Origin of the sequence: Paracraurococcus lichenis, assembly GCF_030657435.1 — a bacterium.
Taxonomy (GTDB): domain Bacteria; phylum Pseudomonadota; class Alphaproteobacteria; order Acetobacterales; family Acetobacteraceae; genus Paracraurococcus; species Paracraurococcus lichenis.
Window position 1 is genome coordinate 43,301 of sequence record NZ_JAUTWS010000033.1, and the last position, 23,890, is coordinate 67,190.

General features: G+C 72.3%; 22 protein-coding genes. 10 read left to right on the forward strand and 12 right to left on the reverse strand.

The genetic code is table 11. The features are described from left to right. The first annotated feature begins 207 nt into the window (after nt 1-207). From Q7A36_RS25465 to vapC, 7 genes are all read left to right on the forward strand, one after another. Complete coding sequence (locus tag Q7A36_RS25465; protein WP_305106578.1) at nt 208-1,047, forward strand: shikimate dehydrogenase; 840 nt, start codon at nt 208-210, stop codon at nt 1,045-1,047. Further along, on the forward strand, nt 1,044-1,643 hold the full coding sequence (coaE, locus tag Q7A36_RS25470) for a dephospho-CoA kinase (protein ID WP_305106579.1): 600 nt from the start codon (nt 1,044-1,046) through the stop codon (nt 1,641-1,643). Before Q7A36_RS25465 ends, coaE begins: the two co-directional genes overlap by 4 nt. After that, on the forward strand, nt 1,640-2,344 hold the full coding sequence (gene dnaQ / locus Q7A36_RS25475; RefSeq protein WP_305106580.1) for a DNA polymerase III subunit epsilon: 705 nt from the start codon (nt 1,640-1,642) through the stop codon (nt 2,342-2,344). Before coaE ends, dnaQ begins: the two co-directional genes overlap by 4 nt. A 51-nt stretch (nt 2,345-2,395) precedes the next feature. Next, entirely contained in the window at nt 2,396-3,376 is a 981-nt protein-coding gene (locus tag Q7A36_RS25480; RefSeq protein ID WP_305106581.1) for an SDR family oxidoreductase, read from the forward strand. Between the two features lie 85 nt (nt 3,377-3,461). Further along, nucleotides 3,462-4,274, forward strand: a complete 813-nt coding sequence (locus Q7A36_RS25485) for an SDR family NAD(P)-dependent oxidoreductase (protein ID WP_305106582.1) — start codon at nt 3,462-3,464, stop codon at nt 4,272-4,274. A 64-nt stretch (nt 4,275-4,338) separates the two neighbouring features. Then, nucleotides 4,339-4,560: a type II toxin-antitoxin system VapB family antitoxin gene (gene vapB, locus Q7A36_RS25490; RefSeq protein ID WP_305106583.1), complete on the forward strand. Its 222-nt coding sequence runs from the start codon at nt 4,339-4,341 to the stop codon at nt 4,558-4,560. Beyond that, a complete protein-coding gene (gene vapC, locus Q7A36_RS25495; RefSeq protein ID WP_305106584.1) occupies nt 4,560-4,967 on the forward strand; it encodes a type II toxin-antitoxin system tRNA(fMet)-specific endonuclease VapC in 408 nt (135 codons plus the stop codon). Before vapB ends, vapC begins: the two co-directional genes overlap by 1 nt. Before the next feature lie 43 nt (nt 4,968-5,010). On the opposite strand, the gene Q7A36_RS25500 is transcribed toward vapC, so the two are convergent. Further along, complete coding sequence (locus tag Q7A36_RS25500) at nt 5,011-5,787, reverse strand: HpcH/HpaI aldolase family protein (protein WP_305106585.1); 777 nt, start codon at nt 5,785-5,787, stop codon at nt 5,011-5,013. Nucleotides 5,788-5,894: 107 nt separating this feature from the next. On the opposite strand from Q7A36_RS25500, the gene Q7A36_RS25505 reads away from it, so the two are divergent. The 3 genes from Q7A36_RS25505 to Q7A36_RS25515 are packed head-to-tail and all read left to right on the forward strand — an operon-like array spanning nt 5,895 to nt 10,442. Then, on the forward strand, nt 5,895-8,762 hold the full coding sequence (locus Q7A36_RS25505) for a molybdopterin oxidoreductase family protein (protein ID WP_305106586.1): 2,868 nt from the start codon (nt 5,895-5,897) through the stop codon (nt 8,760-8,762). Beyond that, nucleotides 8,759-9,502 (forward strand): 4Fe-4S dicluster domain-containing protein, encoded by a 744-nt coding sequence (locus Q7A36_RS25510; protein WP_305106587.1) that lies wholly within the window; start codon nt 8,759-8,761, stop codon nt 9,500-9,502. The genes Q7A36_RS25505 and Q7A36_RS25510 overlap by 4 nt, the downstream gene beginning before the upstream one ends. 7 nt (nt 9,503-9,509) lie before the next feature. Then, nucleotides 9,510-10,442: a dimethyl sulfoxide reductase anchor subunit family protein gene (locus Q7A36_RS25515; RefSeq protein WP_305106588.1), complete on the forward strand. Its 933-nt coding sequence runs from the start codon at nt 9,510-9,512 to the stop codon at nt 10,440-10,442. A gap of 92 nt (nt 10,443-10,534) precedes the next feature. On the opposite strand, the gene Q7A36_RS25520 is transcribed toward Q7A36_RS25515, so the two are convergent. The 11 genes from Q7A36_RS25520 to Q7A36_RS25570 all read right to left on the reverse strand — a co-directional run. Beyond that, a complete protein-coding gene (locus tag Q7A36_RS25520) occupies nt 10,535-12,316 on the reverse strand; it encodes a chloride channel protein (RefSeq protein WP_305106589.1) in 1,782 nt (593 codons plus the stop codon). A 70-nt stretch (nt 12,317-12,386) separates the two neighbouring features. Then, nucleotides 12,387-13,376 (reverse strand): Bug family tripartite tricarboxylate transporter substrate binding protein, encoded by a 990-nt coding sequence (locus Q7A36_RS25525; protein WP_305106590.1) that lies wholly within the window; start codon nt 13,374-13,376, stop codon nt 12,387-12,389. A 245-nt stretch (nt 13,377-13,621) separates the two neighbouring features. After that, entirely contained in the window at nt 13,622-14,743 is a 1,122-nt protein-coding gene (locus Q7A36_RS25530) for a glycosyltransferase family 4 protein (RefSeq protein WP_305106591.1), read from the reverse strand. Beyond that, nucleotides 14,740-16,185: a B12-binding domain-containing radical SAM protein gene (locus Q7A36_RS25535; RefSeq protein WP_305106592.1), complete on the reverse strand. Its 1,446-nt coding sequence runs from the start codon at nt 16,183-16,185 to the stop codon at nt 14,740-14,742. Before Q7A36_RS25535 ends, Q7A36_RS25530 begins: the two co-directional genes overlap by 4 nt. A 107-nt stretch (nt 16,186-16,292) precedes the next feature. After that, nucleotides 16,293-17,651, reverse strand: coding sequence for a TIGR03087 family PEP-CTERM/XrtA system glycosyltransferase (locus Q7A36_RS25540; RefSeq protein ID WP_305106593.1), 1,359 nt, complete (start codon nt 17,649-17,651; stop codon nt 16,293-16,295). Then, nucleotides 17,651-18,697: a FemAB family XrtA/PEP-CTERM system-associated protein gene (locus Q7A36_RS25545; protein ID WP_305106594.1), complete on the reverse strand. Its 1,047-nt coding sequence runs from the start codon at nt 18,695-18,697 to the stop codon at nt 17,651-17,653. The genes Q7A36_RS25540 and Q7A36_RS25545 overlap by 1 nt, the downstream gene beginning before the upstream one ends. A gap of 17 nt (nt 18,698-18,714) precedes the next feature. After that, nucleotides 18,715-19,566 carry an XrtA system polysaccharide deacetylase gene (locus tag Q7A36_RS25550; RefSeq protein WP_305106595.1) on the reverse strand — a complete coding sequence of 284 codons (852 nt, stop codon included), beginning with the start codon at nt 19,564-19,566 and terminating at the stop codon, nt 18,715-18,717. 38 nt (nt 19,567-19,604) lie between these two features. Continuing rightward, entirely contained in the window at nt 19,605-20,582 is a 978-nt protein-coding gene (locus Q7A36_RS25555) for an AAA family ATPase (protein ID WP_305106596.1), read from the reverse strand. Between the two features lie 13 nt (nt 20,583-20,595). Further along, nucleotides 20,596-22,293, reverse strand: a complete 1,698-nt coding sequence (locus tag Q7A36_RS25560; RefSeq protein WP_305106597.1) for a TIGR03016 family PEP-CTERM system-associated outer membrane protein — start codon at nt 22,291-22,293, stop codon at nt 20,596-20,598. Next, a complete protein-coding gene (locus Q7A36_RS25565) occupies nt 22,286-23,344 on the reverse strand; it encodes a P-loop NTPase family protein (protein WP_305106598.1) in 1,059 nt (352 codons plus the stop codon). Before Q7A36_RS25565 ends, Q7A36_RS25560 begins: the two co-directional genes overlap by 8 nt. Then, the coding region (locus tag Q7A36_RS25570; RefSeq protein WP_305106599.1) for a GNVR domain-containing protein at nt 23,341-23,890 on the reverse strand (550 nt) is incomplete at its 5' end. The genes Q7A36_RS25570 and Q7A36_RS25565, both read right to left, overlap by 4 nt.

Consider the following 23,890-nt stretch of genomic DNA (forward strand, 5'->3'; position numbering starts at 1 on the left):
TATCCCACCGCTCCGCCTCCCCCGCATCGGCCCGGGTGCCTCATCGCTGCAACGGCAGCAGGGCGCGCGGATCGACAGCGTGCAACGGAATGGGGGTCTCGAAGGGGGGCCTCGCCCCCTTCGCGGGGTCCGGGGCAGCGCCCCGGAATTCCCCCCGCGCGCCGGAGGCCCATTGACCTCCCCGCCCCGCCGGCGCTTCACAGTCGCATGTCCCTGCTCTCCGGCCATGCCCGCCTCGCCGGCATCCTCGGCTGGCCCGTCTCGCACTCCCGCTCGCCGCGGCTGCACGGCCACTGGCTCGCCCGCCATGGCGTGGACGGCGCCTATGTCCCCCTGCCGGTGCGGCCGGAGCGATTCGCCGATGCGGTCCGCGCCCTCGCCGATCTCGGCTTCCGCGGCGCCAACGTGACCATCCCGCACAAGGAGGCCGCCTTCGCCGTCTGCACCTCGGTCGATGCCACCGCCCACCGCGCCGGGGCGGTGAACACCCTGGTCTTCCGCGACGGCGGGATCGAGGGGTCGAACACCGATGGCTGGGGCTTCCTGCGCAATTGCGAGGAGGCCGCGCCGGGCTGGGCGCCGGCCGCCGGGCCGGTGGTCATCCTCGGCGCCGGCGGCTCGGCGCGGGCGGTCGCCGCCGCCCTGCTCGATGCCGGCTGCCCGCGCGTGACGCTGGTGAACCGGACGCCGGCGCGGGCCGATGCGCTGGCGCGCGCCCTCGGCGGCCCGATCGAGGTGGCGGACCGGCCGCCGCTGGAGGACGCGGCAATGCTGGTGAACACCACCTCGCTCGGCATGCAGGGCCAGCCGGGGCTGGAGATCGACCTCGCGCCGCTGCCGGCGGGGGCGGTGGTCGCCGACATCGTCTATGTCCCGCGGGAGACGCCGCTGCTGGCCGCCGCCCGGGCGCGCGGCCTCGCCGCGGTCGAGGGGCTCGGGATGCTGCTGCACCAGGCGCGGCCCGGCTTCGCGGCCTGGTTCGGCGTGACGCCGCAGGTGGATGCGGACCTGCGCGCTGTCGTGGGCGGGGATATCCCGGCCCGATGAAGGTCATCGGCCTCACCGGCGGCATCGGCATGGGCAAGTCCACCGCCGCCGACAGCTTCCGCCGGCTGCGCGTGCCGGTCTTCGACGCGGATGCCATGGTGCACCGGCTGCAGGGCCCGGGCGGGCGCGCCGTCGCGCCCATCGCCGCCGCCTTCCCCGGCACGGTGCGCGAGGGCCGCGGCGGCAGGCTGGTGGACCGGGAGGCGCTGCGTCGGGCCGTGCTCGGCCAGCCCGAGGCGATGCGGCGGCTCGAGCGCATCGTCCACCCGCTGGTCCGGGCGGAGGAGCAGCGCTTCCTCGCCGCCGCCCGGCGGCGGGCGACGCCGATGGTGGTGCTCGACATCCCCCTGCTCTTCGAGACGAAGGGCGAGGGCCGCTGCGACCTGGTGGTGGTGGTCACTGCCCCGGCGGCGGTGCAGCGCTGGCGCGTGCTGCGCCGGCCGGGGATGACGGAGGAGCGACTGCGCTACATCCTCTCCCGCCAGGTGCCGGACCGGGAGAAACGCCGCCGCGCCGATGTCCTGGTGCGGACCGGCCTGTCGCGCCATGCGGCGCAGCGGGCGATCCGGAAACTCGTGCGGGAGACGCGGCCATGAGGCAATTGGTGCTGGATACCGAGACCACCGGCCTCGATCCCGCCACCGGCGACCGGGTGATCGAGATCGCGGCGATCGAGATCGTCAACCTGATCCCGACCGGGCAGCACTGGCACGTGCTGCTGGACCCCGAGCGCGACGTGCCGGAGGAGAGCACCCGGGTGCACGGCTTCACCGCCGAGCACCTGCGCGGCAAGCCGAAATTCGCGGAGGTGGCGGAGGCGTTCCTCGGCTTCCTCGGCGATGCGCCGATCATCGCCCACAACGCACCCTTCGATTTCGGCTTCCTCGATGCCGAGCTGGTGCGGGCGGGCTGGCCGCCGCTCGACCGGGGGCGGATGGTGGACAGCCTGGCGGTCGCCAAGAAGCGCTTCCCCGGCCTGCCCAACAGCCTGGACGCGCTCTGCCGCCGGCTCGGCGTCGACAACTCCATGCGCACCAGCCACAACGCGCTGCTCGACGTGAAGCTGCTGGCCCAGGTCTATCTGGAGCTGATGGGCGGCAAGCAGCCCGGCCTGACGCTGGCGCAGCAGGTGGCGGTGCCGATGGTCTCGCTGGGCGGCCTGACCAAGGTGCGGACGCCGCGGCCGATCCTCCCCGGCGCGGCGGAGCTTGAGGCGCATGCGGCCTTCCTCAAGAAGATCAAGGACCCGCTCTGGCTGAAGCCGCCCTTCGCGGAGCCCCCGGCCGAGGGAACCTGAGGCGTCACGGCGGCTTGAGGCGGGCTGGATCCGATCCGGGAGCAGCCCCGCATGCCCAGCCTCCAGAACGCCGTCACCGTCATCACCGGCGCCTCCTCCGGCATCGGCAAGGCGAGCGCCCTGGCCTTCGCCCGTGCCGGCGCCCGGCTGGTCCTTGCCGCACGGCGGGCCGAGCCGCTGGAGGAGACGGCGCGGGAATGCCGCCAGCTCGGCGCCGAGGCCATCGCCGTCGTTACCGACGTGACGGATGAGGTCGCGGTGCAGGCGCTGGCCCAGGCCGCCATCGAGGCGCATGGCCGGATCGACGTGTGGTTCAACAATGTCGGCACCGGCGTGGTCGGGCCCTATTGGGAAGCGCTGCTCGACCTGCAGAAGCGGGTGGTCGAGACCAACCTGATGGGCACGCTGCACGGCGCCCATGCCGTGCTGCCGCATTTCCTCCGCGAGCGCCGCGGCGTGCTGGTGAACATGGTCTCCATGGGCGGCTGGTCGCCGACGCCCTTCGCCGCGACCTATGCCGCGAGCAAGTACGGCATCCGCGGGTTCAGCGCGTCCCTGCGGCAGGAGCTGACGGGCTACCCGGACATCCATGTCTGCGGCGTCTTCCCCGCGCTGGTGGACACGCCCGGCTTGGCGCACGGCGCCAATTTTTCCGGCCGCGCCATCGACCCGCCCGGCCCCTTCCTGACGCCCGAGCACGTGGCCGAGGTGGTGGTGGGCCTGGTCCGGCGGCCGCGGGCGGAGGTGGCGGTCGGCCTGCCCGCCACCGCGGCGCGCATCGCCTATGGGATCGCGCCGGTGCTGACCGAGCGTGGCGTCGGCGCGGCCATGCGCGCGGCGCTGCGCCGGGCGCGGCCGGACACGCGCAGCGAGGGCGCGGTGGCGCGGACGGTCCCGACCGGCACGGGCACGCGCAGCGGCAAGCCGGTCTGGCATGTGCGAGGGCCGTCGCTGGGCGGCGTGGCGCTGGGCGGGCTCGGCCTGCTGGTCGGAGCGGAGCTGCTCGCCGGGGTCCTGACGCGGCGCGGCTGACCGGACGGCTTCACGTCTCCGGGCGTTTCCGCCCCGCGGCGATCTGCTCTAGCCTCCCGCCCGCAGGAAAGAAGCAGGAGGAAGCATGGGCCAGGTCCAGGGAAAGGTCGCGCTCGTCACCGGCGGCGCGGCCGGCATCGGTGCCGCCATCGCCACCACGCTGGGGCGGGAGGGGGCGACGGTCGTCCTCACCGATCTCGACACGCGCCGCGGCGAGGAGACCGCGGCCGGAATCCGCGCTGCGGGCGGGGAAGCGCTGTTCCTGCCGCAGGACGTGACCGAGGAGGAGCGCTGGCGCGAGATCATCGCCGAGATCGACCAGCGCCACGGCCGGCTGGACGTGCTGGTCGCCAATGCCGGCATCGCCATCATCGCCCCGATCACCGAGATGTCGCTGGCCGACTGGCGGAAGCAGACGGCGGTGAACATCGACGGCGTGTTCCTCTCGGCCAAGCACGGCATCCCGCTGATGCGGAAGTCGGGCCAGGGCGGCTCCATCGTCATGATCTCCTCGGTCGCCGGGCTGCGCGGCTCGGCGGGCCTCGCCGGCTATTCGGCGACCAAGGGCGCGGTGCGGCTGTTTTCCAAGTCGGTCGCGCTGGAATGCGCCGGGGCGCGGGACGGCATCCGCTGCAACAGCATCCATCCCGGCATCATCGGCACCGAGATCTGGGAGAAGATGCCGGCCGGCGCCGCCGATGCCAGGCGGAACGCGCCGATCGACCCGCGGGTCCTGGCGGAGGCGGGCGTGCCCACGGGCCAGCTCGGCACGCCGCAGGACGTGGCCAATGCGGTGCTTTTCCTTGCCTCCGACGCGTCCGGCTACGTCAACGGCTCGGAGATCGTGGTCGATGCCGGGATGATGGCCGGGCGCGTCGGGAACCTGGCGGCCAGATAATAGCGGTGGCACACCGGCGTCAGTTCGGATATACAGCTTGTATATCCGCACTGGCAGGCGCCGGATGACCGTGACGAGACTCTTCCGCAGCAACCGCTCCCAGGCCGTCAGGCTGCCGAAGGAGGTCGCCTTTCCGGCCTCCGTGCAGGAGGTGACGATCATCCGTGACGGCGCGAAGCGGGTGATCCTGCCCGCCGACGCCGCCTGGGACGACTTCTTCGCCGCGCCCGGCATCGACCTGCCGGAGCGCGCGCAGCCGGAGCACCAGGCCCGCGAGGGCTTCTGATGCTCCGGCACATGCTGGACACCAATCTCTGCATCCGCGTGCTGCGCGACCGGCCGCAGGGCCTGCGGCCGCGCTTCAATGCGGAGGCGGAGACGCTCTGCATCTCCACCATCACGCTGACGGAACTGCTGCACGGCGCGGCAAAGTCGGCGAAGCCCGTGGAGAACCGGCGGGAGGTGGAAGGCTTCGCGGCGCGCCTGGCCGTGCTGCCCTTCGACGAGGAGGCTGCGGCGCATGCCGGCGACATCACCGCGGTGCTGGAGCGGCAGGGCCGCCTGATCGGTCCCTATGACCTGCTGATCGCCGGCCATGCCCGCAGCCGCGGCCTCGTGGTCGTCACCGGCAACCTCGGCGAGTTCCGCCGGGTGGAGGGCCTGCGCGCCGAGGACTGGCTGGCGCCTGCCTGAGCCGATGCAGGCCTCCGGGCGTTTCCACGCGGCGGCGCTTTCCCTACCCCACCCCCATCCGCCGCAGCCCCGCCACCCCCTCGGCCAGCGCCTGTTGCAGCAGCCAGGCATCGCCGCCCCAGGCGATCACCCGGAAGCCGTCCGCGAGCGCCCGGCGCGCCTCCGCCTCCCCGGTCACCAGCCGCCCCAGCCCCTTCCCGTGCCGTCGCGCCGCCTCGCAGATCCGCCGCGTCGCGTCGCGGAAGGCCGGATGGTCGAACTGCCCGGGGATGCCGAGCGAGGCCGAGAGGTCGAAATGCCCGAGCCAGAGCGCATCGACGCCGTCGAGCGCCGCGATCGCCTCGGCATTCTCGACCCCCTCCGCCGTCTCGATCATCAGCACCAGCGCGGTGCGGTCATTGGCGGCGGCCAGCGCCTCGGCCGGCGGCGCCGCGCGGTAGTTGTCGTGCGCGATGCGCAGCGCGACGCCGCGCCGGCCCATCGGCGGGTATTTCAGCGCGGCGATGGCGGCCCGCGCGACCTCGACGCTGCCGACCAGCGGCAGCATCACGCCCTCCGCCCCGACATCGGCGATGCGGGCGATGTCATGCGCCTCGCGCGAGGGGATGCGGACCAGGGTCGGGATGCCGCCGGCCTCGAGGAAGCGCAGCCCGGCCTTCACCGTCTCCTCGGAGAAGCCGCTGTGCTCCATGTCGAGGAAGGCGAAGTCGCAGCCGGCGCCGGCCAGGATATGGCCGATGCCGGGCGTGACGAATTCCACGAGGAAGGCGCCGGCGGCGAGGTCGCCGGAACCGAGCATCTGTTTCAGTGATTTGCGCATGTTTTCCTCCCAATCGATCGTGGAACCCGCGGCATGCGCGGGCATTTGCCCGCATCATCCCACCGTGCCTAACTGCTGCGGAAGTCCACGGGGGAACAGAACAGCCGATGCCGGAAGCGCCGACGCCGACGCGCCCGCAGCCGCCACCCGACCCGCGCGTCGACTATTCCGCCCCCGTCGGCGACACGGTGAAGACCACCACCTGCTACATGTGCGCCTGCCGCTGCGGCATCCGGGTGCACCTGAAGGACGGGCGGATCCGCTACATCGAGGGCAACCCGGACCACCCCGTCAATCGCGGCGTGATCTGCGGCAAGGGCAGCGCCGGGATCATGACGCAATACGCGCCGGCACGGCTCTCGGCGCCCCTGCTGCGCGTCGGCGAGCGCGGGTCCGGCGAGTTCCGCGAGATCTCCTGGCCCGAGGCCATGGACATCGCCACCGGCTGGCTGAAATCGGTGCGGGAGACGGCGCCGGAACGGCTCGCCTTCTTCACGGGCCGCGACCAGTCGCAGAGCCTGACCGGCTTCTGGGCCGCGCAATTCGGCACGCCCAATTTCGCCGCCCATGGCGGCTTCTGCTCGGTCAACATGGCGGCCGGCGGGCTCTATTCCATCGGCGGCAGCTTCTGGGAATTCGGCGAGCCGGACTGGGACCGCGCGAAATACGTCCTCATGTTCGGCGTCGCCGAGGACCACGACAGCAACCCGATCAAGCTCGGCCTTTCCCGCGTCAAGGCGCGCGGGGCGAAGTTCGTCTCGGTCAATCCGGTGCGGACGGGCTATTCCGCCATCGCCGACGAATGGGTCGGCATCCGCCCGGGCACCGACGGGCTCTTCGTGCTGGCGCTGGTGCACGAGCTGCTGCGCAACGACAAAGTCGATCTCGACTTCCTCGCCCGCTACACCAATGCCGCCTGGCTGGTGGTGCGCAACCCGGGCGGGGCGGATGACGGGCTCTTCGCCCGCGACGAGGATGGCTGCCCGCTGGCCTGGGACCGCGCGCGCGGCGCCATGAACGCCAAGGCGGCCGACCTCTCGCCGGTCATGGTCGGCGACTACACCCTGCCGGATGGCAGGACGGCGCAGCCGGTCTTCCACCTGCTCGCCGAGCGTTACCTCGCCGAGGAGTATGCGCCGGAGACGGTGGCGGCGCGCTGCGGCCTGGACGCCGCGCGCATCCGCCGCATCGCCGCCGAGATCGCCGATGTCGCCTTCAACCAGGCGATCACGCTGGACCAGCCCTGGACCGATGTCTGGGGCCGCACCCATGCGCAGACCACGGGCCGCCCGGTCGCCTTCCACGCCATGCGCGGGATCTCCGCGCACAGCAACGGCTTCCACACCTGCCGCGCGCTGCACCTGCTGCAGATGCTGCTCGGCGCCGTCGATACCCCCGGCTCATGGCGCTACAAGTCGCCCTTCCCGCGGCCGATCCCGCCCGGCCCGCCGCCGGCCGGCAAGGGCGCGAAGCCCAACACGCCGCTGCAGGGCAATATCCTCTCCTTCCCGCACGGGCCGGACGACCTGCTGGTGGACGATGCCGGCAATCCGCTCCGCATCGACAAGGCCTTCTCCTGGGAGGCGCCGCTCGCGCTCCATGGGATGATGCACACCGTCATCGGCAATGCCGGGGCGGGCGATCCCTATCCGATCGACACGCTGTTCATGTTCATGGCGAACATGGCCTGGAACAGCGCCATGAACCCGGGCGAGGTGATCCGCATCCTGACGGAGAAGCGCGAGAGCGGCGACTACGTCATCCCGCACGTCATCTACTCGGACGCCTATTTCTCCGAGACGGTGCCCTATGCCGACCTGATCCTGCCGGACACGACATACCTCGAGCGCTGGGACTGCATCTCGGTGCTCGACCGCCCCATCGGCAGCGCGCATGGCGCGGGCGATGCCATCCGCCAGCCCGTCATCACGCCGGACCGGGACGTGCGGCCCTTCCAAGAGGTGCTGATCGAACTCGGCGCGCGGCTCGGCCTGCCGGCCTTCGTGACGGAGGATGGCAGCCCGCGCTTCAAGGACTATCCGGACTACATCGTGAACCACCAGCGCGCCCCGGGCGTCGGGCCGCTGGCCGGCTTCCGCGGCGCGGACGGGTCGAAGAAGGGCCTCGGCGAGCCGAACCCGGACCAGCTCCGGCGCTATATCGAGAATGGCTGCTTCTGGCGCGACCACCTGCCGTCCGAGCAGTCCTGGTACAAGCACGCCAACCAAGCCTATCTCGACGGCGCCAAGGCCATGGGTTTCATCCCCCGGCCCGAGCAGATCGTGCTGCAGCTCTGGTCGGAGCCGCTGCAGAAATTCCGGCTGGCCGCCGAGGGCCATGGCGAGCGGCAGCCGCCGGAGCACCTGCGCGCGCGCGTCCGCACCTACTGCGACCCGCTGCCGATCTGGTACCCGCCGCTGGAGCAGCAGGGCGCCGACCTGGAGCGCTTCGAGCTGTCCGCCGTCACCCAACGGCCGATGGCGATGTACCATTCCTGGGGCTCCATGAATGCCTGGCTGCGGCAGATCCATGGCGCCAACAAGCTCTACATGGCGCGGGAACGCGCCGCGGCGATGGGCCTCGTCCAGGACGACTGGGCCTGGGTGGAGAGCCGCAATGGCAGGCTCAAATGCCAGGTCTCGCTGATGGAGGGGGTGAACCCCGACACCGTCTGGACCTGGAACGCCATCGGCAAGCGCGCCGGCGCCTGGGGCCTCTCGGAGGACAGCCCGGAAGCCCTGCGCGGCTTTCTGCTGAATCACGTCATCTCCGAATGGCTGCCGGCGCAGGAGGGTTTCCGGGGTGCGAATGCCGACCCGGTGACGGGCCAGGCCGCCTGGTATGATCTCCGCGTGCGGGTGACCAAGGCCGAGAGCGCGGGCCAGACGGAGCCGCATTTCTCCACGCTGCACGACCGTCCCGGCGCGCCGCCGCGGCCGGACATCCTGAAGTACACGGTGAAGACCCGCGCATGACCTGCCTGCCCAACCCGGTGCCCGGCGCGAAGAAGCTCGGCCTCGTCATCGACCTCGACACCTGCGTCGGCTGCCAGGGCTGCGCGACGAGTTGCAAGGAGTGGAACGCCTCCGGCCATTCGGCGCCGCTGCCGGACTACCGGCCCTATTCGGCCGGCGCCGAGGGCGTCTGGTTCAACCGCGTCCACAGCTACGAGGCCGGCGAGGGCGCGGCGGGCCGCACGGTCCACTTCCCCCGCTCCTGCCTGCATTGCGAGAATGCGGCCTGCGTCACCGTCTGCCCCACCGGCGCGAGCTACAAGCGCGCCGAGGACGGCATCGTCCTGGTCAACCACGACACCTGCATCGGCTGCGGGCTCTGCGCCTGGGCCTGCCCCTATGGCGCGCGGGAGATGGACGAGGACCAGGGGGTGATGAAGAAATGCACCCTCTGCGTGGACCGCATCTACAACGAGACGATCCCCGAGGCGCAACGCCAGCCCGCCTGCGTGCTGGCCTGCCCGACCAAGGCGCGGCATTTCGGCGATCTCGGCGACCCCGACAGCGCCGTCAGCCAGTTGGTGCGCGAGCGCGGCGGCCAGCCGCTGATGCCGGAGCTCGGCTACAAGCCGGTCAACAGCTACCTGCCGCCGCGGCGCCGGCCGGACCCCGTCCCTGTCGAGGACGCGCCGACGCAGATGGATATCAAGAACCCGCTGCTGCGCTGGATGGACCGGGTGCTGAGCCGCGCCGAGGGTTGAGCCCGCCATGAACCCCGCCCCCTCCATCGTCTTCTTCACCACCGCCTCGGGCGCCGGCTACGGGCTGCTCTTCTGGCTCGGCCTGCTGCGGCCGCTGGGGCTGGTGCCGGCGGTGCCCGGCTTCGCCCTGCTCTGCCTCGCCGTCGCGCTGGTGCTGGTCACGGCCGGCCTCGCCTCCTCCCTGCTGCATCTCGGCAACCCGCAGCGGGCCTGGCGGGCGCTGACGCAGTGGCGCTCCTCCTGGCTGTCGCGGGAGGGCGTCTCGGCCACCGTCACCTATGTCCCGGCGCTGCTCTTCGGCTACGGGCTTTGGGCCGGCCTGCCGGGCCTCGCCACGGCCGCCGGGCTGCTTGCCGCCCTCGGCGCCGCGGCGACGGTCTGGTGCACGGGGATGATCTACGCCTCCCTCCGGCCCATCCCGCAATGGCACCACCCGCTGGTGGCGCCGGGCTACCTGCTGCTCTCGGCCTATTCGGGGATGGCGCTGATCGCGGCCGTCTCGGCCCTCGGCGGCGTGGTGGGCGGGCCTGCGAGCTTCATCGTCACCCTCGGCATCGCCGGCGTGGTGCTCAAGCTCGCCTACTGGAACATGATCGACGACCTGCGCCCGGCGGCGACGGCCGAGAGCGCGACGAGCCTCGGCTTCATCGGCCACGTCCGCACCCTCGACCCGCCGCATACCGAGACGAACTACCTGCTGCGCGAGATGGGCTTCCGCGTCGCCCGCAAGCATGCCGGCCGGCTGCGGCGCATTGCGCTGGCCTTGGGCTTCGGCGCGCCGGTCCTGCTGGCGCTGCTGGCCGCGCAACTCGGCGGCGGGGTGGCGCCGGCGGCGCTGCTGCTCGCGGCGCTGCTCGCCCTCGCCGGCCTGCTCATCGAGCGCTGGCTGATGTTCGCCGAGGCGACGCATACCGTCACCCTCTACTACCCCGGGGGCTGAGGGCTCAGGCCGGCCGGCATGGATGCTAACCGGCCTGGGTGTTGGCTGCCGCGATGCCGGCCGGCGGACGTCAGGACGCCTGCCGGGCGGGATTACCCCGGCCCGATCCCCGCCTCCTCCCGCCGGCGCCGGTCGATCTCCTCGCCGTAGCGCCGCAGCAGATGCGCCTCGGTCAGCAGGCCGAGGACGCGGCGGTTAGGCCCGTCCACCACCGCCAGTGCCTCGGCCTCCGAGGCCTCGAACATCGCCATCGCCTCCCGCGCATTGGTGCCGGGCAGCAGCATGCGGTCGCGCTGCCGCGCCAGCATGGCGAGGGTCGCGGTCTCGGGCGGCGCGGCATGCACCTCCGGCACCGAGACCAATCCGGCATAGCGGCCCTGCTCGTCCAGCAGCACGGCATGGGTCGCGGCGCCGAGCGGCACCGCCTGGCGGAAGGCCGCGGGCGTCATGCCGGCCGGCACGCTGCGCGGGTCGCGCCGCATCAGCCGCCCCGCCGTCAGGTCGTTGATCCAGCCCACGTCATGCGCGCTGCGGATCGCCTCGCCGCGCAGGTGGAAGCGCCAGGTGGCGAAATTGTAGCCGAAGAGCCGCCGCACGATCAGCCCGGCCACGGCGACCGCCGCCAGCACCAGCCCGGCGACGGCGAGGCTGCCGGTCGTCTCCAGCGCCAGGAAGGTCATGGCCAGCGGCGCGCCGATGACGGCGGCGCCGAAGGCGCTCATCCCCACCAGCGACAGCACCAGCGGGTCCGGCCCCGGCGGCAGCACCAGCGCCACCAGCCCGGCGAAGAGCTTGCCGCCCAGCGCGCCGATGAGGAGGGAGGCGAAGAACAGCCCGCCGCGAAAGCCACTGGCGACCGAGATCATGGAGGCGGCCGCCTTCACCAGCATCAGCAGCAGGACGAGGCGCGCCGGGGTCTCCGTCACGAAGGCGAGGTGCAGCGCGCCATGGCCGGCCGAGAGCGCGACGGTCGAGACCATCGCCAGCCCGCCGACGCAGAGCCCGCCCAGCATCAGCCGCAGCCAGGCCGGGGGAATGGCGCGGGCCAGCAGCCCCTCGGTCAGCGCCACCCCGCGCATCAGCAGGATGGCCGAGAGGCCGCAGAGCAGGCCGACCAGCAGGGCGAGCGGGTAGAGCTCGTTGCCGACCGGCCCGGTGGCGAGCGTCTCCACGGCATAGGTCCCGGCCTCGAGCGCGCGGGCGACCAGCACGGCGGTGACCGCGGAGGCGACCACGGGGAACAGCGCGGCGACGCCGTAGGAGCCGATGACGAGCTCGAAGGCGTAGAAGGCGCCGGTCAGCGGCGCGTCGAAGGCGGCGCCGATCGCGCCCGCGGTGCCGGCGCCGACCAGCACCCGCAGGTCGCCCCGGCGGAGCGCGAAGAAGAGGCCGAGGCGGGAGGCGAAGCCGCCCCCGGCCTGGGCATAGCCGGCCTCGAGCCCCACCGAGGCGCCGACGCCGTTGGAGAGGATGGTCTGCGCCCCGACGACCGCCGCATCGGTCAGCGAGAGCCGGCCGCCATGCATGGCATTGGCCTCGATGGGATCGACCGGTGGTTTCGGCCGCCAGCGGCGGAGCAGGTTGTTGAGGCCATAGAGGGCGAGGCCGCCGAGCGCCGGCACCAGCAGCAGCCGCCAGTCGGCCACGAAGAAGGCGGCGGAGAGCCGGATCTCCGGCCCGATGCCGTAGAGCAGGATGTGCAGCACGCGCGCCGCCGTGCCCATGCCCCAGGCGAGCAGCCCGGCGACGGCGCCGGTGAGCACGGCGAGGGCGACGACCGCCACCTCGCTGGTGCGGACCATGGCGCGCAGCGCGGCGGCCCGGCGGGCCTGGTGGCGCAGCAGTCGGAAGCGATGGCGGGCGATGGCGCGCATGGGCCTTCGTGCTTGCCGCAGCGGGGCTGGGCTGGCGAGACACCTTCCGGTGCCCCGCCGCCCGGCCGCGCTACTCCGCGCGGATGTTGTTCGCCCGCACCACCTCGCCCCAGCGGGCATGGTCGCGCTGCATGATCCCGCCCAGTTCCTCCGGCGTGCCGCCGCCCGGCATGTCGCCCCGGCTGGTGATATTCTGGCGGACCGCCGGGTCCTGGCAGGCCTGGTTCACCGCCGCATTGGCGCGCTGGATGATCTCCGGCGGCGTGCCCTTCGGGGCAAAGAGGCCGATCCAGGCCAGCACGGTGAAGTCGTCGAGGCCGGCCTCGGCCGCGGTCGGGATGTCGGGGAAGGCCGGGATGCGCTCGGCCGTGGTCGCCATCAGGGCGCGGAGCTGGTTCGCCTGGATGAAGGGCGCGATGACGCTGGCGCCGTCGCACATGATCTGGAAGCGGCCGGCGATGAAGTCCTGCATGGCTGGCCCGCTGCCGCGATACGGGACATGCGTCATCTCCGGCCCGCCGATCCGGGCGCGGAACAGCTCCATCGCGACATGCGAGAGGCTGCCGGCGCTGGCCGAGCCATAGTCCACGTCGCCCTTCTTCGATTTCGCCCAGGCGGCGAATTCCGGCACGGTCTTCGCGGGGACGGAGGGATGCACGGCGAAGATCAGCCCGCTGGTGAGCATCATCCCGATGGGCTCGAGCTCCAGCGGGTTGAACTTCATGGACGGCATGGTGTGCGGGTTGATCACCAGCGGGTTGGCATTGCCGACCAGCAGGGTGTAGCCGTCCGGCCGGGCGCGCAGCACCGTCTCGGTCCCCAGGTTGCCGCCGGCGCCGCCGCGGTTGTCGATCACCACCGGCTGGCCGAGCGCCTGCTGCAGCCCATTCTGCAGCACGCGCGCGGCGAAATCGGTCTGCCCGCCCGGCGGGAAGCCGACCACGAGGGTGACGGGGCGGTTCGGCCAGGGGGATTGGGCGAGCGCGGGCGCGGCGAGCGAGGCGGCGCCGAGGGCGAGGGTGGCGCGGCGCGTCAGCGCGCCGGCGGTGGTCGGGGTCATGGGTTCGCTTCCCGGAATCGGGGCGGCCGGGGATACGGCCGCGGGATGCGCCGGATAGCAGGCGCGCCGCCGCCGCCCCAGCCACATCCGCATGCGGGACGTTCCGGTTCGATCCGCGCCCAGGCCATGGCTGCCGGCGGCCGTCCCGCTGCCGGCGTCCGGCACAGGATGGCGCGCAGCGTCCCTGAACGCGCCGTCGGCACGGCGCGATACGCCACGCGCCGCGGAGGTTGACCCAGGCCGTCTCAGGCCGTCTGGCCCAGCCTGGCCAGCAGGTCGCGGAAGCGGGCAGCATAGTCGAAGCGGTCGCGCTGCGCCGCCACGTTCCGCGCGCGCGCGGACATGGCGGCCAGCCGGGCCGGGTCGTCCAGCAGGGCGCGGATGGCGGCGGCCGTCGCATCCGGGTCGTCGTAGTCCACCAGCAGGCCGCTCTCGCCATGGGTCACCAGCTCGGCCGCGGCATTCCGCCGGCCGCGGCCCTGGGCGAAGACCACGGGCACGGTGCCGCGGCGCATTGCCTCCTGCACCACCATGCCGAAGCTTTCGTAACGGGAGGGATGCAGCAGCAGCGCCGCGCGGTCGATCCAGGGCGTCGGGTCATCCACGGCGCCCACCCAGTCGATGCGGTCGGCAATGCCGGCCTCCCGCGCCAGACGCCGCAGCGGCGCGAGCTCGTCACCCTCCCCGACCAGCGCCAGCCGCGTCTCGGGCAGGCGGCGCAACAGCGGGATCAGCGCCGGCAGGTTCTTCACCGGGGTGATGCGGCCGACGGCCACCAGCCCCCGCCGCCAATTCGGCGACGTGCTGGCAGCGGTCACCGGGAAGACCGGCGCGAAGACCTGCACCGGGCGGCCCCGCAGGCCGGCGAAGCGCGCCATCTCCCGCGCATGCAGGGCGCTGGCGACCACCACGGCACTGGCCTGGCGCGCCAGCCGGCGTTCCAGCAGCGCATACTGCGCCGCATACCACCAGGCGGTGCTGCCGGGATTGCCGAACCACTCCTGCCGCGTGGCGCAGGAGAGCGAGAGGTGGATCAGCCGGCGCGGCCGCGCCGCCGCCAGTGCCGGGGCGAAATGCGGATCGAGCGCCACCACCACATCCGCCCACCGCACCAGCGCCGGATCCAGCGCGCGCAGCAGGTGGCGCGCCTTCAGCCAGGGCTTGAACCGCCAGGCGCCGCCGCGCGGCGGCGCGAAGCGCGGCAATTGATGCTCCGCGAAGCCGGCGCCGCCCGGCGGATCCTCGGTCGCCAGCACGACGTCGTGGTCGCGCGCCAGGTCGGCGGTCAGCGCGCGCAGGATGCTCACGCCGCCGCCGATCGCGCCAAGCCCCTGGTTATTGAGGAACAGGATGCGCCGCGCGCTCACGCCGCCTCGCGCAGCCGCAGCATGCGCCGCACCCGCATGCCCAGCCGCTCCATCAGGCTGTAGCGCAGGTCCCAGGAGAGAAGCTCCTTCGCGCGCTGCACCTCCTCGATGGTCAGGTGCTTCGTCGGCATGACGGGGCGGGTGAAGGAGCCGAAATCCTCCCAGTCGATCGCATCCGGGTCGCCGAGCGCCTGGCTCGCCTTCAGCTCCTGGTAGATCGGCGTGCCGGGGTAGGGCATGAAATAGGCGAGCTGAATGGAATCCGGCTTCACCTTGCGCAGCCAGCGACCGGTGTTGCGTACCGTCTCCCAGCTCTCGTCCGGCATGCCGACGATCAGGTGGGTGTGGCAGCGCATGCCGCGCGCCTTGGTCCAGCCCACGACCTTCTCGAACAGGTCGAGCGATTGCGGCCCGTCCGATTTGGCGACCGCGCCGAACATCGCGGGGTCGCCGGATTCCAGGCCGTAATGGATTTCCCGGCAGCCCGCCCGATGCATCAGGTCGAGCATCGCCTCGTCCACCACGTCGTAGCGTGTCTCGCAGACCCAGCGGATCGGCAGGTCGCGGCGGATCAGTTCCTCGCACACCGCCGCGGCATGCCGGCGGTTGACGGTGAAGACCTGGTCGCGGAACAGGATCTGGCCGACGCCGAACTCGCGGTGCAGCCGCTCGATGTCCTCGCCCACCTTCTTCGGGTTGCGGTAGATCAGCCGGTTGCCGAAGCCGAAGGGATAGGGGCAGTAGCCACATCGGTACGGGCAGCCCTTGGTCGTGAAGACCGTGGCGTAGCGCATGCGCTCGCCGAAATAGTAGTCGCTCTCGTAGCGGCCGAAGTCGAGCAGCCCGTAGGCCGGGAAATCCACGAAGTCGAGCGAGGTCATCGGCGCCCTGGCCGGCTGCTGCCGCAGGGCCGCGCCGTCCCAGGCGCTGCCGCCCTCCAGCGCCGCCAGCGCCTCGCCGGCGGCCAGGCGCGCGATGTTTCGCCCGGTCAGCAACTCCTCGCCTTCCTCCATGACGAAGTCGGCATGCCCTTCTCGTAGCAGCCGCTCCTTGAACCATTTGGCGGTCGGGCCGAGGAGGAGGACGCGCAGGCCCGGCAGCGCGGCGCGGGCGCGGGCGAGCAGCGCGAGATCCGGCCCGAGCGAGGGGATATTGACCACCGTTGCCAGCACCGCCGGCCGGTCGGCGGCGAGTTGCGCGAGGAAGCCGGCTTCGTCGAAGGCGGTCCGCGCCTGGCCGTCCAGGTAGCGGTAGGCGACGCGCTCCTGCTCCAGCACCCGGGCGACATAGAGCAGGGCGGAGAAGGGGATGTCGTAATAGCCTTGGTCGTGGCCGGCGACCGTCCGCTCGCTGGCCAGCGAGGTGCCCATGCCGCCCGCCCATTCCCGGAACACGTTGCGCCGCGGCGGGCTGGGCAATTGCATGAGATAAGCGGCAATCATCGCGGCTCCCGGCGGCATGTAACTTAAGGTTGTTTAGCCTTATCTTACATGAACCGAAGCCGCGCAAGCCGGAGCCGGGCCGGGCCGCCTGTCGCCAAAGCCATGGGTCAGGCGGGCACCGTCCTCCGCCCCAGCATGGCGTCCAGGCCGCTGAGCGTCGCCGCCCAGTCATGCCCCGCAGCCACCGCCGCCCGCCCCGCGGCGCCGAGGCCGGGGTGCCGTCCCGCCAGCACTTCCGCCACCCGCGCCGCCATCTCCGCCGCGCCATCCGCCACCAGCAGGTCCCGCCCCGGCAGCGCCCGCACGCCCTCGAAGGCCTGCGGGGAGACGACCACCGGGCGGGCCAGCGCCATCGCCTCCAGCACCTTGTTCTGGATGCCGCGGGCGATGCGCAGCGGCGCCACCGAGACCGCGGCATGCGCGACATAGGGCCGGACGTCCGGCACCGCGCCGGTCACCCGCACGCCGGCGCGTGCCGCCAGCGCCTGCACGGCGGGGGCGGGGCTGGCGCTGACGATGTGGAACTCGGGCGGGGCGATGCCGGCCGGCGGTGAGGCACGCAGCAGCGGCAGCACCTCCTCGGCGAACCAGGTCACCGCATCCACATTCGGCCGGTAGTTCATGGTGCCGGTGAAGACGATCGCCGGTGCGTCGCCCGCATAGGGGTTCGGGTAGTCGCGCGCAGGGTCGAAGCGCGCCAGGTCCACGCCATTGTCGACGAAGCCCAGCCGGTCCGCGCAATCGGGCGCGAGCGCGGCGAAATGCTGCGCCTCCTCGGCCGAGACGAAGAGGGTATGGTCGAATTCGCGTGCCGCCCGTCGCTCGAAGGCCAGCAGCGTGCGGGCCTCGCGTGCATAGACCCTGGCCATGAGCGGGCGTGCCGCGGCGGCATAGGCGCGCCACTTCTCGGAATCCACGTCCACCATGTCCAGCACGCGGATGAGGCCGGGGCGGCGCGCCGCCGGGCCCATGGCATAGGGCGCCATGGCGGAGGAATAGACGAAGACCGCGTCGTAGCGCCCGGCGGCCAGCCCGGCCTGCGCCCAGGCATGCAGCGCGGGGTCGTGGAACCAGCCGAGGGTCAGCGGCCGGCCCGGCCGCGCCCGCAGCAGCGCCCGCGCCGTGACCTGCATGCGGGAGAGCGCCGGACGCCAGAAGACCGCCGCGCAGCGGCGCTCCAGCACCGGCAGGTGGGCGAGGTCGGCCGGATCGTCCACCAGGAAGCCCGCCTCCACCGCGAAGCGCTCCGCGAGATGGTCGAGGATGTGCCAGGCACGGATCTTCTCGCCCTTGTCGGGCGGGTAGGGGATGCGGTGGGCGAGGAAGAGCAGGCGGGGGCGGCCCTGCGCGGCAGGGCTTGCAGGGTTCCCGTCCAGCGATGCGCGATGGAGTGTTCCTGCCGCCCTCCCGTGTCGGTCGCCTGCGGCGTCCGACGGGCTCCTGGCCTCCCTGAGGTCACCATCCATCAGCCCAGCCCCCGCACCAGCGGCGGGCCGAGCAGGTTGGCAAGCTGCACCGGCAGCCGCTTCCAGGCCTCAATGAACAGCCGGTATTTCGGGTTGTTCGGGTTGTTCTCCGGGATGCGGGCGCCCTCCGCCAGCCGGTAGCAGTAGTGCAGCGGCGTCGGCTCGAAGCCCCAGTTCTTCTTGTAGTCGAAGGCGCCGGTGCCGAGCTTGCTGCGGCCGAAATCGAAGCTCGTCGCGCCGCGCTCGCGGTGCGCCCGGCGCATCACTTCCCAGTACATGAAGTCGTTGGCGGAGACCCCGCGCGCCTCCCGCGTGCCGCCGCCGTAATAGGGCAGCACCTCGCCGCGGAAGTGGAAGTTCAGCACCGCCGCCACCGGCCTGTCGCCCTGCAGCACCGTCGTCACGTCGTGCTCGTCCGGGAAGGCGGCGGCCAGCAGGCGGAAATAGCGCCGCGGGAAGACCGGGCTGCCGAGGTTGCGCACGCTCTCGGCATAGATCCGGTGCAGCCGGTCCGTGTCGCTGTCCGAGACGCTGGTCAGGCCGAAGCGGTTGATCGCCTTGCGCACCTCCGCCCGCTGCTTGCGGGGGATGTTCTTCTCCTGCCCCTTCAAGTCGTCGGTGAAGGAGACGATCGGCTTGCGGAAGGTGAAGTAGAGCGGCGGGCGTTCCGTCCAGCCGGGATCGGGTGCGGCCAGCCGGCGGAACTCCAGCGCCGGGGCACCAAGCCGCTTCCGCAGGTCGATCGCATGCGCCTCCAGCGCCGCCGCGGCCTCCGGCGTCGCCGCCACCGCGCCGCCATAGACGCAGAAGGGGGTGGATGCCAGCAGGTCGCCGAAGAGCCGCGTGCGCATGCGCGCCAGCGGCAGCACGCCCACCACCGCCCCGTCCTGCTCGGCGAAGGCGTAGTAGGTGCGGTGGCCGAAGGCGCGCCGGATCACCTCCGCCCAGGGGGCGAGATGGAAGAAGCTCGCCTCCGGCGTCGCCCGCACGAAGGCATCCCAGGCGCCCGCCGAAGCGGCGTCGAGGTCGCGGATCCTCACCGACATTGGTTTCCTCGCGTGGCTCAGGCCGTGACAGGATGCGGTGCCGTCCCGCCGGTCGCTTCCGGGAAGACGCGGTCCATGCGGTCCCAGCGGAAATCGCGCAGCAGCCGCTCCAGCCGCCGCTCCATGCTGCGCAGGCCGTTGTGGTGGCGAAGCTGCGTCAGCAGGCCCGCCTGCGGCAGGCGCGGCTGGTCCGGGTCGATCTCCCAGGGATGGATGTAGAAGATGCCGGGGCGCTGCTCGGCCCGGTTCACCCGCAGCAGGCCGGCGCGGAACAGGCGGTAGGGGAACTGGCGGAACCAGTTGCCGCCCGAGCAGGGCAGGTCGCGCCCGAGGATCCGCACCGCGGTCATCGGCAGTTCCAGCACGCCGTTCGGGTCCGGACGGTGCGGGCCGCGCGGCGCCGAGCCGCCGCCGCTCAGCACCTCCCGCGCCGGGAAGACGGAGGAGCTGTAGGCGTAGCCCTCCTCCGCCAGCACCGCATGCGCCCAGGGTGTCCTCTGCGGGTCGATCGAGAAGGTGGGCGCGCGGTAGCCGCGCACCGGAACGCCGGCCACATCCTCGAGAAGGCGCCTGGCGCAGCGGATGTCCATGCGGAAGGCCGCCTTGCCGATCCAGAAGACGCGCTGATGGCCATAGCCATGGCTCGCCAGCTCATGCCCGCCGGCGACGATGCGCCGGACCAGCGCCGGATGGCGCTTCGCCACCCAGCCCAGGGTGAAGAAGGTGGCCTTCACCCCGGCGCGGTCGAACATCTCGAGCAGGCGGTCGGTGTTGCGCTCGACGCGCCGGTCCAGGCTCTCCCAGTCCCGTCGCGGGACGAGGCCGTGATAGGCCTGGACCTGGAACCAGTCCTCGACATCCACGCTCATGGCGTTCCGCGGGCCCTGCCCGGGGGGAGCGGCATTCATCATCGGTCGCCGCCCGTCTCGGCGAAGAGGCCCATCAGCCGGTTCAGCACGCGCTCGCGCCGGGCCGCGGAGCGCTCCAGCGCCTCGACGCGCTGCGCCAGGTCCTCGACCTGCTCCACCATCCCGGCGGGCAGGCCGCGCGACGCGGCCGCCGACATCCCGCCCTCCGCCCCGGCGCCGAGATCCTCGTCGAGCTCGGCCGCGGTCATCTCCACCAGCGAGGCGGAGAGGTGCGGCGCCTGCTCCAGCGCGCCGGCCAGCAGCACGCGGGAGCAGAGCCGGTTGATCCGGCGCGGGATGCCGTCGGTATGCCGGTGCAGCACGGCGAAGGCCTGCTCGTCCCAGGAAGGGTTGCCGGCCCAGCCGACGGCCCGCATGCGGTGCTCGACATAGGACCGCACCTCCGCCTCCGACAGGCCGCCGAGATGGAAGGAGGCGAGGATGCGCTGGCGGAGCTGGTCGAGGTCGGGGCTGGCGATCAGCCGGCGAAGCTGCGGCTGGCCGAGCAGGATGGTCTGCAGCAGCGCCCGGTTGCCGTCGGTGACGTTCGAGAGCATGCGCAGCTCCTCGAGCGCCGCGTGGCTGAGCGCCTGCGCCTCATCGACGATGAGCACGTGCCGGCGCGGGCTGCCGCGCAGCGCCGCCATGATGCCGCGCAGCACGGCGGCCTTCTCGCCCTCCGCCGGGGCGCCGAAGGCATCCGCCACCAGCCGCAGCAGGTCGTCGCCCTGCACCTGGGTCGTGGCGATGCGGCCGACGACATAGGTGGCGGGGTCGAGCTCGGCGCAGAGCCGCTCGATCAGCGTGGTCTTGCCGGCGCCCACCTCCCCGGTGACGACGACGAAGCCCTCGCCCTGCGCCAGCCCGTACATCAGGTGGGCATAGGCCCGGCTGTGCACCGTGCTGGGGAAGAAGAGCCGGGCATCCGGCGTCATCAGGAAGGGCGGCTCGCGGAAGCCGTAGATGTCGATCCGCATCGGCTCGGCTCCTTCAGAAAACTTGGCGCAGCGAGAGGATGATGGAATTCTGATCAGTCTGGCCCTGGCTGCCGTCCTCCTGAAGGCTGGTACGCCGCAGCAGGACGAAGCCGGACAGGGTCGGCGTGATGCGCTGGGACAGCGCCGCTTCCAGAACGTAGTTGGTGCTGTTCCGCCCGCCCTGCTGCTCGGTGAAGCCAAGGCGCGCGAGCGCACGGAGGTCGATGTCGGGCGTGAGCTCGTGGGTCCAGGACAGACCGAACGAATTGGTGCGCGTGCTGAAGGCGGTATTGCCGGGGGTGATCGACACAGGCTCCCGCCGCTCGTTGAAATAGAGAAGGGAGATCGTGTCGCGCGACCAGCTCTGGCCGATGCCGGCGGTCGCGCGCTTGGTGCGGAACACGCTGCTCTGGGTGGAACCGAAGGGCGTGCGGTAGGCGATCGGGGCTGGGATGCCGGTGGTGGAGTCCACCGCATTGCCCTGCTCGTCCACCACGACGGTGGTGAGCAGGTCGCTCGCCTGCAGGAGATTGGTGCCGATCTGGTCGGTGTAGGTGGCGAAGACCCGGGTGCGGCTGCCGACATAGAGATTGCCGTTGCCGTTGAAGGAATCGTAGCCGTCGCGCCGGCCGTAGCGGATGATCAGGAAGCTGTCCGGATCGGGCGAGAGGCGGACACCGGTACTCCAGATCGCGTCGTGCACCACGAAGGGCGGCGTGCCGTTGAAGCGCTGGTCCTGCCAGCCGCCCTCGCCCAGCAGCGCGATCTCGCGCGTCACGGCGTAGCGCATCTGCAGCGTGTGGATCTGGCGGTAGGCGCCATTGTAGACGCCGCTGCCGTCGAAGCCGGTATTGACCGTCCGCGCTTCCCAGGCCAAGGGGCCCCAGTTCTCACCGGAGCTGAGGATGCCGTAGCCCTCGTTGGCGGTGAAGCTCTGGCCGCTGAAGAAGGGCAGGCTGTCGCCCGGCCGGGTGGCGCTGCGGCCGCTATCGGCGGCACCGCGGAAGACATAGCCGATGCGGGCCGTGGCGAAGCCGCCGATGCGCTGCTGCAGATAGGGCGAGAACTCGTAGCGGGTGCCCTGGATGCGCTGCTGCCGGCCGCTGGAGTCGTTTGTCAGGCCGGTATCGCTGAACAGCGAGCGGACATCGCCCGAACCGCGGGCATCGAAGAACAGCAGGTCCGGCACCAGGGTGACCAGGCCCTGGCCATTGAAGACATGGTCCACCCGGTTCTGGTCCGGGGTGTTGAAATTATAGGTCGCCAGCGGTCGGTAGACCAGGCGACCGGTCACCCGCTCGGTATCGGCGGCCAGGGCGAGGTCCGGGTTGAGACGGACATAGCCGTCGGCCTGGCGGTTGGTGCGGCTGTTGCGGACATTGTCGGTGGCGCCGAGCTGCACGCCGAGGCTCGGCGTCAGCGTCCAGCCGCCGCGCGGCGCACCGGGGGGCGGCGGCGCCCCGGCGGGCAGGCCGACGGTGTCGAAGCGGTCGATCCAGACGCCCGGCCCGGCGCCCTGGGTCAGTCGGCCGGTGCCGAAGGGGGCGGTGGGGCCGGGCAGGGCCAGCGGATCGAAGCCAAGGAGCGGTGCGCGGTCCTGCGCCCGCGCGGGGCCGACCGCCAGCGGCAGGAGTAGCAGGCCGCCGATCAGCGGAAGCCTGCACCGCGGCCGTGCCGCCCGCCAGCGGCGCCGCCGGCGCCGGTCAGCCACCGTAGTAGCCGTAGTAGCCGTAGGCGCCGAAGGAATCGCTGCGGGTCAGGCGGGTGCGGTTCAGCAGCAATTGCAGGGTCGGGCAGCTCTCGACCATGTCGAGCGCGGCTTCCACCTCGTTGCGCTGGGTGCGCTCCGCCTCGACCACCATGACCACCTGGCCGGCCACCGAAGCGAGGGCGCCGGGCTCGCTCGTCGCCAGGCAGGGCGGCGTGTCGAGCACGAGGATGCGGCCCGGCAGGGCCGCCGCCAGCCGCCTGAGTGTCTCGGCCAGCACGGTGCCGGAGGGCAGTTCGGCCGCGCCTTCGACGGGGGGACCGAAGGGCAGGAAGGAGAGCCGGCCGATTGCGGTCGGCACCAGCAGCCGCTCCGGCCGCTGCACCGGATCGGCCGCCAGCAGCCTGAGCCCGGGCTTGTCCTGCTGGCCGAGCCGCGCGCTCAGCGTGTCCCGCCGCTTGCCGTCGGCATCGACCAGGACCACCTGCTCGGTGACGCTGAGGGCGAGATAGGCCGCGAGGTTGAGGGAGCAGAAGCTCTTGCCCTCGTCCGGCCGGGCGCTGGTGATCATGACCAGGCGGCTGATGCGATCCCCGGCCGGCTCGGCCGTCTGCAGGGCGCGCAGCACCTGCTGCTGGACGACCTTCATCTCCTCGGATGTCCGGCTGCGCTTGCTGCTGGCCGGATCGAGGAAACCTGCGAGATGCAGCGTCTCGAGCCTGATGGCCGAGGGTTGGGCGGGAGCCGGCGGTGGCGCGGAGGTGACGGCCGCTGCCGGAGCCTGGGGTGGAGCTGGCGGCACCGTGCCGGCCGCATCGGGCGGTGCCATGCCGCCCACGCCCTCCAGGGCGCGTTCGGCGAGCGATGCCCTGGCGCGCGGCTCGGGCGGGGTGGCGGCCGGCACCGACGGCCCGCCGGCCGCAGCCTCCGCGATGCCCTCGGGAGACGCAGCGCCGGCCGGCGTTTGCGATGGGCCGGCGGGCGGTGCCGGCAGCTTGCCCAGCGCCTCCATGGCGCGTTCGACGAGGTGACGGGAGGAGGGCGGGCCGCTCATGCCACGAACCTCGAGACCAGGCTGCGCAGTGCCGGGAAGAAGACGGTGACCGCGCCATAGGCAACGAAAAGCAGCACAAGGCTGCTGGCGAAGAGCGTCGCCGCCGCGGTCTGGGGCGGCAGCGGAGTCGCCGAGGAGATGCTGCCGATCACGGGCAGGCCGAGCTTGCGGAGGTCGTGCACGGTGTAGAAGCCACGGTCGAGCTGGACGAGCAGGAAGGCGAGCAGCCCACCCGCACCAAGGCCCGCCGCCAACACCAGGGAGGAGAGCAGCGGACGGTTCGGCCCCGACGGCTCGGGCGGCACCACGGGCGGGTCCACCACCTCGAGCCGCACGCGCTCGGCGCCGGTGCGGGCGGCGCCGGCGATCTGCACGGATTCGCGTCGTTCCAGCAGCTCCTCATAGGCCTTGCGAAGCACGCTGTAGTCGCGGTCGAGGTTCTGGAACTGCGCCTGCAATTGCGGGGCGGTGCGTGCCAGCGCTTCCAACTGCTCGACCGAGGCCGCTTCGTCGCGCACCTGGCGCTCGAGGGATGCCCTGTTGGCC

What these genes read in the sequence shown, in the direction of transcription:
- Q7A36_RS25465 (WP_305106578.1), top strand. Translation starts at nt 208, where the DNA reads ATGTCCCTGCTCTCCGGCCATGCCCGCCTCGCCGGCATCCTCGGCTGG.
- coaE (WP_305106579.1), top strand. Translation starts at nt 1,044, where the DNA reads ATGAAGGTCATCGGCCTCACCGGCGGCATCGGCATGGGCAAGTCCACC.
- dnaQ (WP_305106580.1), top strand. Translation starts at nt 1,640, where the DNA reads ATGAGGCAATTGGTGCTGGATACCGAGACCACCGGCCTCGATCCCGCC.
- Q7A36_RS25480 (WP_305106581.1), top strand. Translation starts at nt 2,396, where the DNA reads ATGCCCAGCCTCCAGAACGCCGTCACCGTCATCACCGGCGCCTCCTCC.
- Q7A36_RS25485 (WP_305106582.1), top strand. Translation starts at nt 3,462, where the DNA reads ATGGGCCAGGTCCAGGGAAAGGTCGCGCTCGTCACCGGCGGCGCGGCC.
- vapB (WP_305106583.1), top strand. Translation starts at nt 4,339, where the DNA reads ATGACCGTGACGAGACTCTTCCGCAGCAACCGCTCCCAGGCCGTCAGG.
- vapC (WP_305106584.1), top strand. Translation starts at nt 4,560, where the DNA reads ATGCTCCGGCACATGCTGGACACCAATCTCTGCATCCGCGTGCTGCGC.
- Q7A36_RS25500 (WP_305106585.1), bottom strand. Translation starts at nt 5,787, where the DNA reads ATGCGCAAATCACTGAAACAGATGCTCGGTTCCGGCGACCTCGCCGCC.
- Q7A36_RS25505 (WP_305106586.1), top strand. Translation starts at nt 5,895, where the DNA reads ATGCCGGAAGCGCCGACGCCGACGCGCCCGCAGCCGCCACCCGACCCG.
- Q7A36_RS25510 (WP_305106587.1), top strand. Translation starts at nt 8,759, where the DNA reads ATGACCTGCCTGCCCAACCCGGTGCCCGGCGCGAAGAAGCTCGGCCTC.
- Q7A36_RS25515 (WP_305106588.1), top strand. Translation starts at nt 9,510, where the DNA reads ATGAACCCCGCCCCCTCCATCGTCTTCTTCACCACCGCCTCGGGCGCC.
- Q7A36_RS25520 (WP_305106589.1), bottom strand. Translation starts at nt 12,316, where the DNA reads ATGCGCGCCATCGCCCGCCATCGCTTCCGACTGCTGCGCCACCAGGCC.
- Q7A36_RS25525 (WP_305106590.1), bottom strand. Translation starts at nt 13,376, where the DNA reads ATGACCCCGACCACCGCCGGCGCGCTGACGCGCCGCGCCACCCTCGCC.
- Q7A36_RS25535 (WP_305106592.1), bottom strand. Translation starts at nt 16,185, where the DNA reads ATGATTGCCGCTTATCTCATGCAATTGCCCAGCCCGCCGCGGCGCAAC.
- Q7A36_RS25540 (WP_305106593.1), bottom strand. Translation starts at nt 17,651, where the DNA reads ATGGATGGTGACCTCAGGGAGGCCAGGAGCCCGTCGGACGCCGCAGGC.
- Q7A36_RS25545 (WP_305106594.1), bottom strand. Translation starts at nt 18,697, where the DNA reads ATGTCGGTGAGGATCCGCGACCTCGACGCCGCTTCGGCGGGCGCCTGG.
- Q7A36_RS25550 (WP_305106595.1), bottom strand. Translation starts at nt 19,566, where the DNA reads ATGAGCGTGGATGTCGAGGACTGGTTCCAGGTCCAGGCCTATCACGGC.
- Q7A36_RS25555 (WP_305106596.1), bottom strand. Translation starts at nt 20,582, where the DNA reads ATGCGGATCGACATCTACGGCTTCCGCGAGCCGCCCTTCCTGATGACG.
- Q7A36_RS25565 (WP_305106598.1), bottom strand. Translation starts at nt 23,344, where the DNA reads ATGAGCGGCCCGCCCTCCTCCCGTCACCTCGTCGAACGCGCCATGGAG.